This window comes from Marivirga arenosa (assembly GCF_030503875.2).
GTDB classification, from domain to species: domain Bacteria; phylum Bacteroidota; class Bacteroidia; order Cytophagales; family Cyclobacteriaceae; genus Marivirga; species Marivirga arenosa.
The window spans coordinates 2,766,762-2,783,401 of record NZ_CP129968.2 but is presented as its reverse complement, the minus strand read 5'-3'; the positions used below and the strand labels follow the sequence as shown (position 1 = coordinate 2,783,401).

General features: G+C 33.9%; 15 protein-coding genes. 5 read left to right on the top strand and 10 right to left on the bottom strand.

Annotation, left to right across the window (positions count from 1 at the left end):
• Positions 1 to 11: 11 nt before the first annotated feature.
• Both QYS47_RS11990 and QYS47_RS11985 read right to left on the bottom strand, forming a co-directional pair.
• Positions 12 to 2,219, bottom strand: a complete 2,208-nt coding sequence (locus QYS47_RS11990) for a sodium-translocating pyrophosphatase (RefSeq protein ID WP_322346396.1) — start codon at positions 2,217 to 2,219, stop codon at positions 12 to 14.
• A gap of 273 nt (positions 2,220 to 2,492) precedes the next feature.
• Positions 2,493 to 2,900, bottom strand: coding sequence for a hypothetical protein (locus QYS47_RS11985; protein WP_308356413.1), 408 nt, complete (start codon positions 2,898 to 2,900; stop codon positions 2,493 to 2,495).
• Positions 2,901 to 3,059: 159 nt separating this feature from the next.
• Between QYS47_RS11985 and hppD the strand changes: the two genes are divergently transcribed.
• The 3 genes from hppD to QYS47_RS11970 all read left to right on the top strand — a co-directional run bounded on the left by hppD (position 3,060) and on the right by QYS47_RS11970 (position 6,835).
• On the top strand, positions 3,060 to 4,154 hold the full coding sequence (gene hppD / locus QYS47_RS11980) for a 4-hydroxyphenylpyruvate dioxygenase (RefSeq protein WP_308356414.1): 1,095 nt from the start codon (positions 3,060 to 3,062) through the stop codon (positions 4,152 to 4,154).
• Positions 4,155 to 4,395: 241 nt separating this feature from the next.
• Positions 4,396 to 6,117: a phospho-sugar mutase gene (locus QYS47_RS11975; RefSeq protein WP_322346395.1), complete on the top strand. Its 1,722-nt coding sequence runs from the start codon at positions 4,396 to 4,398 to the stop codon at positions 6,115 to 6,117.
• Between the two features lie 217 nt (positions 6,118 to 6,334).
• Positions 6,335 to 6,835, top strand: a complete 501-nt coding sequence (locus tag QYS47_RS11970) for a metallophosphoesterase family protein (protein WP_322346394.1) — start codon at positions 6,335 to 6,337, stop codon at positions 6,833 to 6,835.
• A gap of 7 nt (positions 6,836 to 6,842) precedes the next feature.
• On the opposite strand, the gene QYS47_RS11965 is transcribed toward QYS47_RS11970, so the two are convergent.
• The 8 genes from QYS47_RS11965 to QYS47_RS11930 all read right to left on the bottom strand — a co-directional run bounded on the left by QYS47_RS11965 (position 6,843) and on the right by QYS47_RS11930 (position 14,801).
• Positions 6,843 to 7,553 carry a TonB-dependent receptor gene (locus tag QYS47_RS11965; protein ID WP_302124461.1) on the bottom strand — a complete coding sequence of 237 codons (711 nt, stop codon included), beginning with the start codon at positions 7,551 to 7,553 and terminating at the stop codon, positions 6,843 to 6,845.
• Between the two features lie 96 nt (positions 7,554 to 7,649).
• On the bottom strand, positions 7,650 to 8,087 hold the full coding sequence (gene secG, locus QYS47_RS11960; protein WP_322346393.1) for a preprotein translocase subunit SecG: 438 nt from the start codon (positions 8,085 to 8,087) through the stop codon (positions 7,650 to 7,652).
• 4 nt (positions 8,088 to 8,091) lie between these two features.
• Positions 8,092 to 9,258 (bottom strand): hypothetical protein, encoded by a 1,167-nt coding sequence (locus tag QYS47_RS11955; protein ID WP_322346391.1) that lies wholly within the window; start codon positions 9,256 to 9,258, stop codon positions 8,092 to 8,094.
• A gap of 36 nt (positions 9,259 to 9,294) precedes the next feature.
• Entirely contained in the window at positions 9,295 to 9,822 is a 528-nt protein-coding gene (gene lptE, locus QYS47_RS11950; RefSeq protein ID WP_302124465.1) for an LptE family protein, read from the bottom strand.
• Positions 9,812 to 11,074 (bottom strand): sigma-54 interaction domain-containing protein, encoded by a 1,263-nt coding sequence (locus tag QYS47_RS11945; RefSeq protein WP_308356426.1) that lies wholly within the window; start codon positions 11,072 to 11,074, stop codon positions 9,812 to 9,814. Before QYS47_RS11945 ends, lptE begins: the two co-directional genes overlap by 11 nt.
• 11 nt (positions 11,075 to 11,085) lie before the next feature.
• A complete protein-coding gene (gene miaB / locus QYS47_RS11940; RefSeq protein WP_308356427.1) occupies positions 11,086 to 12,552 on the bottom strand; it encodes a tRNA (N6-isopentenyl adenosine(37)-C2)-methylthiotransferase MiaB in 1,467 nt (488 codons plus the stop codon).
• Positions 12,553 to 12,672: 120 nt separating this feature from the next.
• Entirely contained in the window at positions 12,673 to 13,956 is a 1,284-nt protein-coding gene (gene pabB / locus QYS47_RS11935) for an aminodeoxychorismate synthase component I (protein WP_322346388.1), read from the bottom strand.
• 83 nt (positions 13,957 to 14,039) lie between these two features.
• Positions 14,040 to 14,801: a YceI family protein gene (locus tag QYS47_RS11930; protein ID WP_322346386.1), complete on the bottom strand. Its 762-nt coding sequence runs from the start codon at positions 14,799 to 14,801 to the stop codon at positions 14,040 to 14,042.
• A 124-nt stretch (positions 14,802 to 14,925) separates the two neighbouring features.
• Here QYS47_RS11930 and QYS47_RS11925 point away from each other — a divergent pair, with 124 nt between their 5' ends.
• The gene (locus QYS47_RS11925; protein ID WP_322346384.1) at positions 14,926 to 15,438 is read left to right on the top strand and encodes a gamma carbonic anhydrase family protein; all 513 of its coding nucleotides are present in this window, start codon (positions 14,926 to 14,928) and stop codon (positions 15,436 to 15,438) included.
• A gap of 140 nt (positions 15,439 to 15,578) precedes the next feature.
• A complete protein-coding gene (locus QYS47_RS11920; protein WP_308356431.1) occupies positions 15,579 to 16,580 on the top strand; it encodes a 3-oxoacyl-ACP synthase III family protein in 1,002 nt (333 codons plus the stop codon).
• The last annotated feature ends 60 nt before the right edge of the window (positions 16,581 to 16,640 follow it).

Here is a 16,640-nt window from a genome sequence, read left to right as displayed (position 1 = left end):
TTTAAAAAAGCTTATTTCTCAGCTTGAATCACTTCGCTTTTTTCCACTACTATTTCTTTAACCTCTTTCTTCACTTCTGCAGTGCTATGGTCCTTAACAGAAATGTGAGGAGCGATAACTAATGCTACAATAGACATTAATTTAATTAAAATGTTCATAGATGGGCCAGAAGTATCTTTAAAAGGATCACCAACGGTATCACCAGTCACTGATGCTTTATGAGCTTCAGATCCTTTATACTCCATTTTGCCATTAATTTCTACTCCTTTTTCGAATGATTTTTTAGCATTGTCCCAAGCACCACCAGCGTTATTCTGGAATATTCCCATTAAAACACCTGAAACGGTAACACCTGCTAATAATCCACCTAAGATTTCTGCAGAAGAAGTATCTTCAAATACTCCTTTTAAACCAAATCCAACTAATAAAGGAACGATTAACGCAATAGCACCTGGCAAAATCATTTCACGAATAGAGGCTTTAGTAGAGATGTCTACACATTTTTCATACTCTGGTTTAGTTGTACCTTCCATAATGCCAGGCATTTCTTTAAACTGTCTTCTTACTTCTTGTACCATATCCATTGCAGCTCTACCTACAGCAGCTATTGCTAATGAAGAGAAGATGAATGGAATCATACCCCCAACAAATAAAGCAGCCAATACAGGAGCTTTGTAAATATCAATTGAGTCAATGCCGGAAATACCAACGAAAGCTGCAAAAAGAGCTAATGCAGTTAATGCAGCAGAAGCAATAGCAAAGCCTTTACCCGTTGCAGCAGTAGTATTACCAACCGCATCAAGATTATCAGTTCTATCTCTTACTTCTTCAGGTAATCCGCTCATTTCTGCAATACCACCTGCATTATCAGCAATAGGACCGAAAGCATCAATCGCTAATTGCATAGCTGTAGTTGCCATCATACCAGCAGCAGCAATTGCTACACCATATAAACCAGCGAAAGAATAAGAAACTACTATACCTACCGCTAAAACTAATATCGGCAATACAGTTGACTGCATACCGACTGCTAAACCACCAATGATGTTTGTAGCAGAACCAGTACTTGATTGTTTCACTATAGATAATACAGGTTTTTTACCCATAGAAGTATAATATTCTGTTATGATACTCATTAAAGCACCTACAATAAGACCTGTAAATATAGCCCAGAATACATCCATACTACCAAATTCGAATCCACGGATAACAAGTGTTTCTGGTAACATGTAGTCCACTAAGAAATAAGAAGCTATAACGGTAAGAATGATCGAAGACCAGTTTCCCCAGTTTAGTGCCTTTTGAACACTATCAGTTTCATTTTGAACTCTAACGAAAAGAGTACCTACAATAGAGAATACTAATCCTAAACCTGCAATTATCATGGGTAAAAGGATAGGTGCAATACCACCAAACTGATCTTCAGAGATGATTTCTCTACCTAATACCATTGAAGCTAAGATAGTAGCTACATAAGAACCAAATAAATCGGCTCCCATACCTGCAACATCTCCAACATTATCTCCAACATTATCTGCAATAGTTGCAGGGTTTCTTGGATCATCCTCTGGAATTCCAGCTTCAACCTTACCCACTAAATCAGCACCAACATCGGCAGCTTTCGTATAGATACCACCACCAACTCTGGCGAATAATGCAATTGATTCAGCTCCTAAAGAAAAACCTGCTAACACTTCTAATGCTTTTTCCATTTCCAAACCGTTTACATCACCACCAGTTTGTAATACATAAAGGTTATAGAAGAAAATAAATAGAGTACCCATTCCAAAAACTGCAAGGCCTGCAACACCAAGCCCCATTACAGTACCACCTGAAAATGATACTTTCAAAGCTTTTGCTAGACTAGTTTTTGCGGATTGAGTAGTTCTCACATTCGCTTTAGTAGCAATATTCATTCCTACGTAACCTGCAAATGCTGAAAAAATAGCACCTATAATAAATGAAATTGCAATTACAGGAGATGATGTTTCCACTAATGTGCCAGAATATGCCAACAATATACCGGCAATGATCACAAAGTAGAACATTACCTTCCATTCGGCTTTTAAAAATGCCATAGCACCTTTTGCTATGTATCCAGCTAATTCTTGCATCCTCTCATCACCGGCATCTTGCTTCGATACCCATGCGGATTTGATAGCCATAACAATCAGTCCCACAATCCCGAGAATCGGGACAATCCAGATAATATTGCTCATAAGTTTTAGTTATTTTTTTGAAACCCTGCAAATATAGAGGGATGATTGGTAAATGGAAATAAATTCCTCAAAGAAAATGATGAATTGTTAATCTACTTCATTTCCATAATTCATTTGGTAAATAATAGATATGAGGTATAAATGAACTATAAGCTCATAAAAATAGAGAAGACTATTGTTTATAAGCAATCGGATAAAGCAATATGTGGTCTTAAATAAAAAAAGTTCTTTAGAGTACTAAAGAACTTTTTAGTTTATGCTATTAATTAAGAATTAGCTCGCTTTCCAAACCACTTCTTTGTGGTCATTTCCAGCTTGTAAAACTATTCTTGTAGGTTTTGGAGCTAATGCTAATGTAACTTTAGAGCTGGCGAAATCATCAGCTTCAACTAACACTCCATGGCCTGGAGCTACATCTATTGTATCTTCAGTAACAACATATTCATCAGCTAAATAGGCAATCGGAAGCAAAACATCATTGTCTGGGCAGAATTCATCATGAACGTCTGCTAATGCTTCTTCCAAGTATTCACCATAATTTTCTTGGAAATCATCCTCTAAATCATGAAGTTCTTCTTCGATTTTGTCATAATCATTATCAGCATAAGTCAATTTACTTAAAGCAATTTTTGCCTTTACCAATGCTGTCAAATCTTCATCTAACTTTTTAATATCTATCATGCTATGCGCTATTGTTTTCTGAATGTAAAATTCTTTAGATTGAAATTAACTTCCAAGTAATACGAGCACTATTTAGTAATAGTTTTGGATTTAATTTCTATAAGTGGTCAAAATGCATAATTTTGAATATAATTAATTTTAAAATTGATTTAAAAGACTATGGAACAGGATTTTTTGCCTATAAATGGCACCGATTACATTGAATTTTATGTTGGAAATGCTAAGCAATCAGCCATGTATTATCAAACGGCTTTTGGTTTTGAGTTAAAAGCCTACGCTGGTCCGGAAACAGGCATTAAGGATAGGGCTTCATATATGTTGCAACAAGGCAAGATCCGTTTGGTATTAACTTCTTCCTTAGAGCCGGATTCCGAAATTGCAGAACATGTTAGATTACACGGAGATGGAGTTAAAGTATTAGCACTTTGGGTTGATGATGCTGAGTTATCTTTTAATGAAACCACTAAAAGAGGGGCAAAAGCACATTCTGAACCCAAAACTATTAAAGATGAGCATGGAGAAGTAACAGTAGCTTCTATTCATACTTATGGCGATACACTTCACACATTTGTTAACAGACAAAATTATAGTGGGGTATTCTTACCTGGCTATGTTGAAAAAACAAGTGAATTACCTGCAAGCCCTATAGGTTTAAAATATGTTGACCATTGCGTAGGTAATGTAGGATGGGGTGAAATGAACAAATGGGTTGATTTTTACAGAGATGTTATGGGCTTCAACTTATTAATCACTTTTGATGATAAAGATATTTCTACTGATTATACTGCCCTAATGTCTAAAGTGGTTTCTAATGGGAATGGATTTATCAAATTCCCTATTAATGAGCCAGCTGAGGGTAAGAAAAAATCTCAAATTGAGGAGTATATAGATTTTTATAAAGGAGCAGGCGTTCAGCATATTGCCATTGCAACTGATGACATCGTGGATACTGTATCTGAAATGAGAAGAAGGGGGGTTGAATTCTTGAGGGTTCCTGATGTTTATTATGACGATTTATTCGAAAGGGTAGGAGAAATAGATGAGGATATAGAACCCATCAGAGAAAATAATATTTTGGTAGATAGAGATGATGAAGGATATCTACTTCAAATCTTTACAAAACCAGTTCAGGATAGACCAACTGTCTTCTATGAAATTATACAAAGAAAAGGAGCTAAGTCTTTCGGTAAAGGTAATTTCAAAGCCTTATTTGAAGCAATTGAAAGAGAACAAGAGCTAAGAGGGAACTTATAGTAATCTGCTCATAAGAGCAATTAAAAAATAAACCAAAAAACCACAGGCTTTTTTAGCTGTGGTTTTTTTATGCTTAAAGCGCTTTAAAGACAATTTTTGTTTTTTGCTAGCACATTATTCAGTAATTTAACTTTCATTATTATTTGATTATCTAAAAGATTTGCAGTGAGAATCAATTCTAATCTTAAGAGATCATAATTAGTCGTTATTCAGATTTTATTAATTAAAAATAAGAACCATCATGACAAGTCAGGAAAAAGCCCAGCAGTGGTTAGACAGTAAAGCTGTGGATGAGGCTACTAAAAAACAGATAAGAGATTTACAGGAAAATAATAAAGAAGAATTTGAAGAATCTTTTTATAAAGATTTAGAATTTGGAACTGGTGGTTTGCGTGGCATAATGGGAGTTGGGAGTAACCGTATGAATAAATACACCTTAGGGATGGCTACTCAAGGTTTAAGTAATTACTTGAACAAAACATTTAAAGAACAAGGTGTTTCTGTGGCAATTGCTCACGATTGTAGAAATAATGCAGATGAATTTGCTAATGTTGTGGCAGATGTTTTTACAGCTAATGATATAAAAGTATTCTTTTTTGAAGCTTTAAGACCAACGCCAGAATTATCATTTGCTATTCGTCATTTAGGCTGTAAAAGTGGTGTAGTGTTAACGGCTTCGCATAATCCGAAAGAATATAATGGTTATAAAGCGTATTGGACAGATGGAGCTCAAATGGTTGCTCCTCATGATATTAACGTTATGAATGAAGTTCAATCTATTTCTTCCATTGATGATGTTTCCTTCGAAAGGAAAGATGCCCTTATTGAATTTATAGGAGAAGATTTAGATGAAGCTTATTTAGAAGAAATCAAGAAATTGAGACTATTTCCTGACGCCAGTGAAAATGATAAATCAATTGATATAGTATTTTCTTCCATTCATGGAACAGGAATTACACTAGTGCCTAAAGCTTTAGAATCCTTCGGCTTTAAAAATGTACATATCGTAGAAGAACAGTCAGAACCCAATGGAGATTTTCCTACTGTTGTTTATCCTAATCCTGAAGAGAAGGAAGCCATGTCTATGGCATTAGCTAAAGGAAAAGAAGTTGATGCAGATATTGTGATGGCTACAGATCCGGATTCTGATAGGGTAGGGATTGCCATTAAAAATGGGAATAATGAATTTGAATTGCTTAACGGGAATCAAACAGGCTCACTATTAATCTATTATCTGTTAAGTAGATGGAATGATTTAGGAAAATTGGATGGCAATCAATATATCGTTAAAACCATAGTTACTACAGAACTATTTAAAAATATAGCAGAAGCCTACAAAGTAGATTGTTATGATACCCTCACTGGTTTTAAAAATATCGCAGCTGTAATTAGAGAATTAGAAGGTAAGAAAACTTTTATAGGCGGTGGTGAGGAAAGCTATGGCTATATGATTAGTGATTATGTACGCGATAAGGATGCTATTGCTTCCGTTGCAATGATAGCTGAAATGACCTCTTACGTTAAGTCAAAAGGAAAGACTTTATATGATTATCTTATTGAGATGTATCTTAAATTCGGTTTTTATAGAGAAGATCTAGTTTCCATTACTAAGAAAGGTAAATCGGGTAGCGAGGAAATTAAGGCTATGATGACTAGGTTTAGAGAAGAACCTCCTAAAAGCCTTGCAGGGACAAAGGTTCTAAAGGTAAGAGATTATCAGAAGTCAACAATTTTAGATTTAGAGACTGGTAAAATGTCAAGATTAGATTTTCCAGCATCTAATGTATTACAATTCTTCCTGGAGGATGGTAGTAAAATTTCTGCAAGACCTTCTGGCACAGAACCTAAGATTAAATTTTATGTGAGTGTGAAGGGGAGCTTAAATTCAAAAGATAGCTTCGAAAGTGATTTTGCGGAATTAGGGAATATCATTAAAGCCTATTTAGATGATTTGGATTTGTAACGCGTACTGAAACTTCGAGTCAATAGGATAAATCTCTTTCTTCACAGAAGTGACGCCCGAGATTTAGTTAGTAGATTTAGATATTTGTTATCATTTGATCTAAGATCTGTGCGTCATTCCTATGAAGACAGGAATCTGTTTATTTTAACCAAAGGTTAAAATACCTGTTCGTTTTGAGTTCTTCTTAAGCTGTTACGACAAAAATAACTACCAATTTATGAAAATAGGTCTTATTTCCGATACCCATAGCTTTTGGGATGATAATATTCCCAAATATTTCAAAGATTGTGATGAAATATGGCATGCTGGAGATATAGGTGAAACTGGAGAGATAATTGAAAAGCTAGAACAGGTCGCTCCAACATTAGCAGTATTTGGCAACATAGATACCCCTGAATTTCAAAATATATATCCTGAAGATTTATTTATTGAGCGAGAAGGAGTGAAAATTTTTATGACTCATATAGGAGGGAAGCCTCCAAGCTATAATCCAAGAGTTCGGAAATTAATTGAATCTGAAAAACCAAATGTTTTTATATGTGGTCATTCCCATATTTTAAGAGCGATGCCTGATAAAAAGCGTAATAATTTACTGTACCTAAATCCTGGAGCTGCAGGTAATCAGGGTTTTCATAAAATCAGAACAATGATGCGCTTTGAAATTAACAATGGGAGAGTGGAGAATTTGGAGGTAATTGAATTAGGTAAAAGAGGATAGAAGCAATTTAAAAACAATATTTCAGATTGAGACCTAAGCTATGATATCTAACAGAACTTGTATAGGGTCCATTCCCGCCTGAGTTTATTATCAATATTCTGCGTAAGTATGACAGTCCTCTATCATAATTAAGACCTATTGAAAGTTGTTCATTCAAAAGGTAGTTTAATCCTATGGTTCCTAATAGGTTGAAATTTACCCCTTCATCAATGACATGTGTTCCATCGAAAGTTCTTCTTTCAAAAAAATGTTGAAAGAAGTAGCGTAATTCTGTACCAGCCAAAATTTTCCATTTCTCTGTGATATTAAAACCTAGTTGAGGTTGCACACCTATGAAATATCTAGTTATAGCCAAAGATTGATCTATGAAATCGATCTCATCGTAATATTTAAGAAAAGTGTCTAAACCCGAAACATTACCACTATTAAAGTATGCTTGCAATCTATTTTTGTATGGGATTCCTAAAATAACGCCTCCCTTGATACCAAAAGAAATATAAATAAGTTTGTTTAAATAATAATCAAATCCGTTCTCTAATTGAAATTCTGAGGTTTTATAATCTTTAATATGTAGGCTATTTTTAAAATCAACCACTTTGTACTTTATCGTAAAATAGTTATTGATGGCTCTATTTTGACTTTTCAAGGAAGGGAATTCTTGAGATAATAATTGAAAACTCAGAAGAGTTAAAACGATAAGGTTGAAATACGTTTTCATATAATATTGTATATAATGAATTTACAATAATTTGAATAAAATAAAAAAGGGAACCCAATGGATTCCCTTTTAAATATTCGTTAAAAGAAGTTTGAATTACTCTTCAGAACTTCCTTCTTCAGTATCTTCTTGTAAACCTTCAATCAATTCAGAATTTCCTTCTTCAGATGAGGTTCCTTCAGTGCTTTCTTCGTCCTCAGTAGCAGGTAATAAACCTTCTTGTCCTCCACTTTCCATACCAGGAAGTAAAGTCTCATCTTGTACTTTTTCCATGTTAGGACTAGTAAAACCAGTATCGACAGAAGTACTTTTGATAACAAAAGAAGAAGCTAAACTTAAAACCACTAAACTAATAGCTAATACCCAAGTGATTTTTTCTAATATATCTCCTGTTCTTTTTACACCTACAACCTGACTTGCTCCTGATCCTCCAAATTGGCTAGATAATCCACCACCTTTTGAATTCTGAGCTAATACTACTAATACCAATAAAATGGCAACTAAAATGATTAAAGTAATTAATAATGTTAACATGTATTTATGATTGTTTTTTTAATTCATCAATAATTTCGACAAAGTACGTCTTTTTTTGTGGAAATTTCCAAATTAATTTCTTGTAAATATCGATGGCCTTCTGCTTTCTGCCTTGTTTTATCATCAATTTTGCCAAAGTTTCAGAAACTACATCATCAGAAAGGTTAGTACTGCTGGCTGAAAGGTCCTCTGCTTCTTGTTTATTTGATTGATTATCAGAATCAATTCTTCTAGTTAGAACAGGTTCATTTTCAATAAAATTGTTAATGATATCTAATTGTTCTTTCTTATGTGAATCACTAATTTTTAATTCCTTTCTAGCTCTAATTTCTTGAATTAAATCTACCTCTTCATTTTTGTTTTTTTTTGTTGTTTCGCTTTCAGACTTTTTAGTAGATGACTTTGCCTTTGCTGAGCTAGTTTTTTTTTCTTCAACGCTAGGTTTCTTAGATGCAGTAGTTTTTTTAACCGTTGAGGAGGTTTTTTTAGCAGTATTGCTTTTTGCAGATGTGCTTGCTGCTTTAGTTTTTCCAGTATTGCTTTTCTTTGCTGCGGAGGTTTTCTTAGCAGTTGTTTTTTTCGGACTAGAAGCTTTTTTCGTAGTATTTTTAGTCGAACTCGTCTTCTTTGTCCCCCTGGTTTTTGGTTTTTCTTCCAGAGATTCTATTCTTTCTAAGGTTTTAAGATAATTTTCCTTCTCAGCTTTCAGTTCTTCCATTTCTTTCATCAGTTCAGAAAAGAATGAATCAGGTAAATGAGAATCTATAGGGGGCTCAGTCGCTTCTATTTTATTTTTACCCTCAGTAGGAGAAGTAGGAATTACTTCCTTTTTAGTTTCACTATCAGAATTAGTTTTTGGTTCTTCAGTATGACCCTGAGGACTTTTTGTTTTTAATTTTACTTCTTTAACTTCAGTTTCATCAGTATTTACTTCTTCAAAATCGGTTGTTAAAAATTCCTTAAGAAGCTTTCTTTCTAAAACACCAATAGCGGCTGATTGTGTGTATTTTTTTTCCTTTGCAGGAGCAAATTTTTTAGAACCTAATGTAATAAGAGGAAATATCGCTTGGAAATAAGGAAACTCTTGCTTCAATTTCAATAAGGAATTGAAGTCATTTTCATCTAATTTTTCTGGTTGATTAATAAGGGTTGTAAGCCTTTGTTTTTCCACTTGGTTCTATTTTAAAGAATTTAAATTAACAAAAAATTACCAATTTGCTACAGTTGCGTTAAATATATCTATAATGATTTGATCTGAGATTGTCTCAATTAGTTGGTCTTCTACTGCAGTTAAAGTAGTTGAAGTAGCATCAAAATCTTCATAGAAGGAGAAAGACTTATTATTGAAATTAAACACTTCATCTTTTGTATTTACATATGTAACGGATACCGAAATGGTCAACCTTTGTGCTCCAGCTGCATCCGCTAGATTAGGATTGCCTGATGAAGTTACGGCTATTGGTTGTACTCTATAACCTGTTATGGAACCTTCTAATTGTAAATCACCATTACTTTCAACTAATTCTAAGCTTGTATTCTGTTGGTAGTAATCTCTAATTTCTTCTGTAAAAGTTTGCTGCAGATTTGGAGGTCCATTTCCAGAATCATTATAAAAATACTGGATAGACATAGTTTTTATGTCAGGTGAAATAGATGCTCCTGTAAAGCTGTATACCACACAGCTTGAAGTAAATACTGCTATGAAAATGAAGATTATTAAACTCCTAAAGGTCATATTGTTTGATTTTTCTGTATAACGTACGTTCAGATATCCCCAAATCTCGTGCCGCGTATTTTCTTTTATTTTGATTTTTAGATAGTGCCCTTTGAATCATTTCTTTTTCCTTCTTTTCTAAGGATAACGATTCTTCCTCTATTTCATGCTCTGCATCCTGATATTCTTCTAAATTATAACTATCGGATGAAGAATCATCATGTTTGCTACTATCTAACAAAAATGGCGTTCTGATGCCTTCTTCATTTTCCTTAAACTCATTTGGTTTCACTTCAAATAAGCCCTCATGATCTTTTATGATCTCTTCTCCATAATTTTCATTCTTCAAAACATTATGTACCAGTTTTTTCAGTTCTTCAACATCATTCCGCATGTCAAAGAGTATTTTATACAAAATGTCGCGTTCTGAAAAATTATCTTTACCACCAGATGAGCTATCATTGCTTTTGTAAATAGCAGGCATCATATTCCCTTCTTGAGGCAAATATTTAAGCAATATTTCTTTATTGACTTCTCTTTCCATTTCGAGTAAAGAAATCTGCTCAGCTATATTTTTTAACTGTCTGATATTGCCAGGATACCTAAAGGCTAATAATGCCTCTTTAGCGTCTTCAGTCAGTTTAATTGGGTTTACGTGATGCTTTTCTGCAAAGTCAGAGGTGAATTTTCTGAATAATAATTCAATATCATTTCCTCTCTCTCTCAAAGGAGGAACAAAAATAGGGACTGTATTTAATCGATAATAAAGGTCTTCTCTAAACTTACCTTTTTCCACCGCCTGAATAAGGTTTACGTTGGTTGCTGCAACAACTCTAACATCTGTCTTAACTACTTTAGATGAACCTACTCTAATAAATTCACCATTTTCTAAAACCCTTAATAATCTTGACTGAGTTGGAAGTGGCATTTCTCCAATTTCATCTAAAAAGATAGTTCCTCCGTCAGTAACCTCAAAATAACCTTTTCTTGAATCATAAGCTCCAGTAAAAGAGCCTTTTTCATGGCCGAATAATTCTGAGTCAATAGTACCTTCAGGAATAGCTCCACAGTTTACTGCGATGAATTGTCCGTGCTTTCTTGCGCTTAGCTGATGAATAATCTTAGAGAATGATTCTTTACCTACACCACTTTCACCTGTAATTAATACAGTCATATCCGTAGGGGCAACTTGCATCGCTACCTTTATGGCAAAATTTAGGTGATCAGAGTTGCCTATGATACCGAATCTATTTTTGATAGTTTGTATATCCAAAGCTTAAATATTTAAACCGCTTTACCAATTAAGGTGGCTCCAGTACATTCTTCTACAAATACATTTACATAATCCCCTTTTTTGTAATTTTCTCTTGGGAAAACCACAACTTTATTGGCTGAATTCCTTCCTTGTAATTGTTCTTCAGATCTTTTGGAAGTTCCTTCAACTAGTACCTTGTGAACTTTATTTAAATCAAGTTTATTTCTCTCTAAAGAATGCTGACTTTGTTTATTAATAACTTCTTGAAGCCTTCTTTTCTTGGTTTCTAATGGAATATCATCCTCATATCTTTTTTCTGCTAAAGTTCCTGGTCTTTCAGAATAAAAGAACATATATGAAAAGTCGTATTTTACATAATCCATCAAGCTTAAAGTGTCTTGATGTTCTTCCTCAGTTTCTGAACAGAAACCCGTGATCATATCTGATGAAATACCACATTCTTCACCTAAGATATCTCTAATAGCATCTACTCTGTTGATGTACCATTCTCTATCGTAAGTACGGTTCATCATTTTAAGAATACGAGAATTACCACTTTGGGCAGGTAGGTGTATATAATTACAGATATTCTCATACTTCTTTATAGTATGTAAGACTTCATCCGTAATATCTTTAGGGTGAGAAGTTGAGAATCTAACTCTTAAATCTGGTGATACTTTAGCCACCATTTCAATTAGATTGGCGAAGTTAATGATTTCAACCTCTTCTTTTTTCTCTAGTTTTTCTAATCGAGCCTTATTATTTAGTTCTGGTGACCATTTGTAAGAATCAACATTTTGACCTAATAAGGTAACTTCTCTAAAACCTCTGTCAAATAAATCCTGAGCTTCCTGAACTATTGAGTACGGATCTCTACTTCTTTCTCTACCTCTTGTGAAAGGTACTACACAGAAAGAACACATATTGTCGCATCCTCTCATGATTGATATGAAAGCTGTTACGCCATTAGAATTTAATCTTACTGGGCTAATATCTGCATACGTTTCTTCTCTACTTAAGAAAGTATTGACTGCTTTTTCACCTTCATCAACTGTCTTAACTAAGTTAGGAAGATCTCGATATGAATCAGGCCCTGCTACGATATCTACTATCTTTTCTTCCTCAAGTAGCTTGGTTTTTAATCTTTCAGCCATGCAGCCTAATACGCCAATCTGCATTTCAGGCTTTTTAGCTTTGATTTTATTGAATTCTGTAAGTCTTTTCCTAACGGTTAATTCTGCTTTCTCACGAATTGAACAGGTGTTAAGAAAAACAACATCTGCTGAGTTAAAATCATTGGTGGTGTCAAAACCATTATCTTTCATAATGGAGGTCACAATCTCACTATCAGAGAAATTCATTTGACATCCATAACTTTCTATATATAATTTACGGCTTTTGCCAGTATCTTCTTCTTTTGAAACTTGAACTGCACAAGATTCATCCGTTTTTGTATCTTCAGAAATGATGTCCAAATCTTTAATCAAATCACTCATATTTACTATTTCTAAAGGGTTTTTTTTGTAAAATTTTATAAAAGGCAAAGGTAGCCAATTATTCTGGAAAATGACATAATGGCAGTGGATTTTCGGTTTCTTTTTATGAAAAATACTGCATTACAGTTTTAAGGTTCTTTCAATAGCTTTTGCTTTCAATAAGCATTCATCATATTCAGCCTCCGGATCAGCATCATAGGTAATGGCACTTCCAACTTCATAATTGAGCTTTTTAAGCTTTTCATCATAATAGATACTTCTTATTAGTACATTGAAATCAAATTCATTCAAACCATTGAAGTAACCAATGCTTCCAGAAAAAACATTTCTTTTACTATTCTCATAATCCTCTATTAGCTGCATGGCTCGAATTTTTGGTGCACCTGTCATACTTCCCATTGGAAACGCGTTTTCAATGACTTTAACAGGATGAATTTCTTTTTTCTTTTTGGAGGATATTGTACTGATCATTTGATGAACCTGTTGAAAGCTATAGATACTAAATATTTCATCTACTTTTACTGATCCACTTTCTGATGATTTAGCCAAATCATTTCTGACCAAATCAACTATCATCATGTTCTCAGCTCTTTCTTTTTCACTTTCAAACAGCTGTTTTTTAAGGAATTCATCCTCATTTTTGGTAGTCCCTCTTTTTGCAGTCCCTTTAATGGGTTGGCTAATTATTTTTGAGTCCTTTAATTTAATAAATCGTTCTGGCGATGCTGAAATTATATATTGATGATCCAGTTTTAAAAATGAGCCAAAGGGTGCTGGAGAGTTATTGCATAATTCATTAAAGACATGAAAGGGATCTAAATCTTTTACATCTACTGAAAAGTTAATGCAATAATTAATTTCATAAATATCTCCCTCTTCGATATGTTTTTTTAGTTTCTTAACTGTGTTTATATACTCATCTCTTGAAGTCCAGCTTTTTAATTTCCCAACTAAAGATCCATGATATTGAGGATCAATATCCTTTTCAATACTTTTTTCAATTTGCTCTTTAAATCTTTGAGCAAATTCAGATTTAATTAGGATTTCGCCTTGATGGAACTCAATAATACAATCAGCTTTGAAAAACTGCATGGGAAGCCAGTCAATAAAAGATTCATTTTTGCTTTTTAAATTCTCTAATTCATTTTTCAAATCATATCCTAAATAACCATACAATTTATGAGATGGATTATTAGTAAGATACTCTTCTAGTGATTTGAAATAGGGTGCCGATAAATTAAGTTTTTGATTTCCAACTGCGATGCATTTTGGAAACGCCCCAAAAGGATATTGCTCAGTCTGTTGAGGTAGAAAAGCTGCTACATATTTAAATGATTTGCTCCATTCTAATAGCTTCAGCCAAATACTTTTATCGTTCTTTATTTTTATTCTAACTTCTTTCAACCAAACTATTTTTGGCAAAATTGCATAAAAAAAGGCTGCTATAAAATATTAGCAGCCTTAACTATTATTAATTTATTGTTGAATTACATGCTTTCAGCAGAAGCATCAACATTAAATCCAACTCCAACCGTATTATAAATAAATCTATCTTTTGCTTTATCTACAGCCTGAGATTCATCCCCGTACATTAAACCCCATTTAGTTCTATCAATGCTGAAGTTAGTAAATGCTTTCACACCATTGTCAGAAACTTCAACTTTAGCAGGTACAGTAATAGCTAATGTTTTACCTCTCATTGTTAAATTTCCAGTTACCTCATGAGTAGCACCTTCTAACTCATACTCAGGTAGCTCCATAATTCTTTCGTCTTCTCCTGGCTGTTGCATATCATTTTGATATGAAGTATAACCCGCAGCTGCTTTTTCGGTAGCTAATGGTTTTACAGATACTAATTCGAAAGTAACATTAGGATGATTTGCTGCATCAAAAAAGTCATCAGATTGTAAGTGACCAACTAATTTTTGATGATTTTCTTCATCATCTTTTAAGTCTGCAACTGTAATTTGATTCAAGTCAAATACAAATTTACCTCCAGTTATTTCACCATCTTTAACTGTAATTGAACCATCAGTTAATGCAATATTTCCATAGTGTCTGCCTGTTGGCTTAGTACCTACGAATTCCATTTTAGCTTGATCACCAGAAACTTTGATATCCATTCCTTGAGCTTCTTTTACTTCTTCAGCTTCGCTTACTTTGGCTTCATCTCCTTTTGGATTTGAAGTACATGCTACTGCCATTACAATGGCTAATGCTAATGCGCTTGTTGTTTTTAAAATTTTCATAGATTAGTGGTTTTTAATTGATTCAACCGAATAACGATTTAACTTTTATAAAGTTTATGATTTTTTCAAAAATAATACATAATCATTAAATGTGTATACATAGATAAAAATATAACAATAAAAAATGGGTATAATTAAAGAGTGTGAAGGCAAAACTCCTAAAATTGGAGAGAATACTTACATAGCGGATAATGCCGTAATTGTAGGAGATGTTAAAATCGGTAAAAATTGTTCCGTATGGTGGAGTGCTGTGATACGAGGCGATGTTAATTCAATAGAAATAGGAGAGGAAAGCAATATTCAAGATGGGGCAGTCATACATTGCACGTATCAAAAAGCAGCAACAAAGATTGGTAATAAGGTATCAATCGGTCATAAGGCTATTGTACATGGCTGTACTGTAGAAGATTCAGCTCTTGTGGGAATGGGAGCTATCGTTATGGATCATGCAGTAGTACAGACAGGATCTATAGTGGCAGCTGGTGCTGTAGTGCTTGAGAATACAATTGTAGAATCAGGTTATATATATGCAGGTGTTCCAGCAAAGAAAGTAAAAAAAATTGAAGGGGACTTGTCACAAATATTTGATAGAACAGCCAAAAATTACACCTTATATAAAACATGGTTTGAAGATTAAGCCTCAGATACATGAGGTTAACATGTAAATACTCTGCATGACTACTATTTTTGACAACAATTCAATATTGCTCTATATTGGAGCGCATTTTGATCTTCTGTGGAATTTTGAAGTGCGTATGGAAACGAAAAAATATAAAAATGAAAAATTCTAAAATAGTAGGTTTAGGTCATGCTGTGCCTCAAACAGTAGTGACTAATGATGATATTGCTAGTTGGATTGATACTACAGATGAGTGGATTACTGAAAGAACTGGAATTAAAGAAAGAAGGTTTTTTGATCCGGAAATAGAAGAATCTTTAGCGAAAATGGCTAAAAAAGCTGCTGATATGGCGCTTAAAAATGCAAAAATGAATAAAGATGATATTGATTTTATAATTTTTGCCAGTATTACTCCAGATTACTTTTTTCCAGGCTCAAGTGTTTTGTTGCAGCGTGAACTGGGCATGGGAACAGTGGGTTGTCTGGATATTAGAAATGCATGTTCTGGTTTTGTATACAGTTTATCCGTTGCGGACCAATTCATTAAAACGGGAATGTATAAAAATATCATGGTTGTAGGGGGAGAGATTCAATCGACAGCTATCGATATGTCAGATAGAGGAAGGTCTACAGCTGTTATTTTTGGAGATGGAGTAGGGGTTGCCATTATGAGTGCCACTGAGGAACAAGGAGTTCTTTCAACTCATCTGCATGCTGAAGGCACTTATGCAGAGGAATTATATGTGAAAGATCCGGGAAGTAGTAGACCAAGAGAGGAAAGACAGCCGGAGCAAATATTAGACACATCTGGATATAAAGTATACATGAATGGAAACATGGTATTTAAGCATGCTGTGGTTCGCTTTCAAGAAGTAATTAATGAAGCTTTAGAGGCTAATGGGCTGAGTGCTTCAGATATTGATATGTTAGTTCCTCATCAAGCAAACTTAAGAATTTCTAAGTTTATTCAGTCTAAAATGGGGTTGTCTGATGATAAAGTGTTTAACAATATTCAGAAGTATGGAAATACAACAGCCGCTTCTATTCCCATTGCACTAAGTGAAGCTTGGCATGAAGGCAAAGTGAAAGAAGGAGATCTTGTATGTTTAGCAGCTTTTGGTAGCGGATTTACTTGGGGCTCTGCTTTAATAAGATGGTAATATTCTTAAAATAAATATTATTAATCTATTGTAAAATTATTAGATTTAAGAAAAATCAAG

Bases quoted from the DNA above. Each gene is read 5' to 3' on its own strand.
- QYS47_RS11965 (WP_302124461.1), bottom strand. From the start codon at position 7,553: ATGAAAACGTATTTCAACCTTATCGTTTTAACTCTTCTGAGTTTTCAA.
- secG (WP_322346393.1), bottom strand. From the start codon at position 8,087: ATGTTAACATTATTAATTACTTTAATCATTTTAGTTGCCATTTTATTG.
- QYS47_RS11985 (WP_308356413.1), bottom strand. From the start codon at position 2,900: ATGATAGATATTAAAAAGTTAGATGAAGATTTGACAGCATTGGTAAAG.
- miaB (WP_308356427.1), bottom strand. From the start codon at position 12,552: ATGAGTGATTTGATTAAAGATTTGGACATCATTTCTGAAGATACAAAA.
- QYS47_RS11930 (WP_322346386.1), bottom strand. From the start codon at position 14,801: ATGAAAATTTTAAAAACAACAAGCGCATTAGCATTAGCCATTGTAATG.
- QYS47_RS11990 (WP_322346396.1), bottom strand. From the start codon at position 2,219: ATGAGCAATATTATCTGGATTGTCCCGATTCTCGGGATTGTGGGACTG.
- QYS47_RS11925 (WP_322346384.1), top strand. From the start codon at position 14,926: ATGGGTATAATTAAAGAGTGTGAAGGCAAAACTCCTAAAATTGGAGAG.
- hppD (WP_308356414.1), top strand. From the start codon at position 3,060: ATGGAACAGGATTTTTTGCCTATAAATGGCACCGATTACATTGAATTT.
- QYS47_RS11970 (WP_322346394.1), top strand. From the start codon at position 6,335: ATGAAAATAGGTCTTATTTCCGATACCCATAGCTTTTGGGATGATAAT.
- QYS47_RS11920 (WP_308356431.1), top strand. From the start codon at position 15,579: ATGAAAAATTCTAAAATAGTAGGTTTAGGTCATGCTGTGCCTCAAACA.
- lptE (WP_302124465.1), bottom strand. From the start codon at position 9,822: ATGACCTTTAGGAGTTTAATAATCTTCATTTTCATAGCAGTATTTACT.
- QYS47_RS11975 (WP_322346395.1), top strand. From the start codon at position 4,396: ATGACAAGTCAGGAAAAAGCCCAGCAGTGGTTAGACAGTAAAGCTGTG.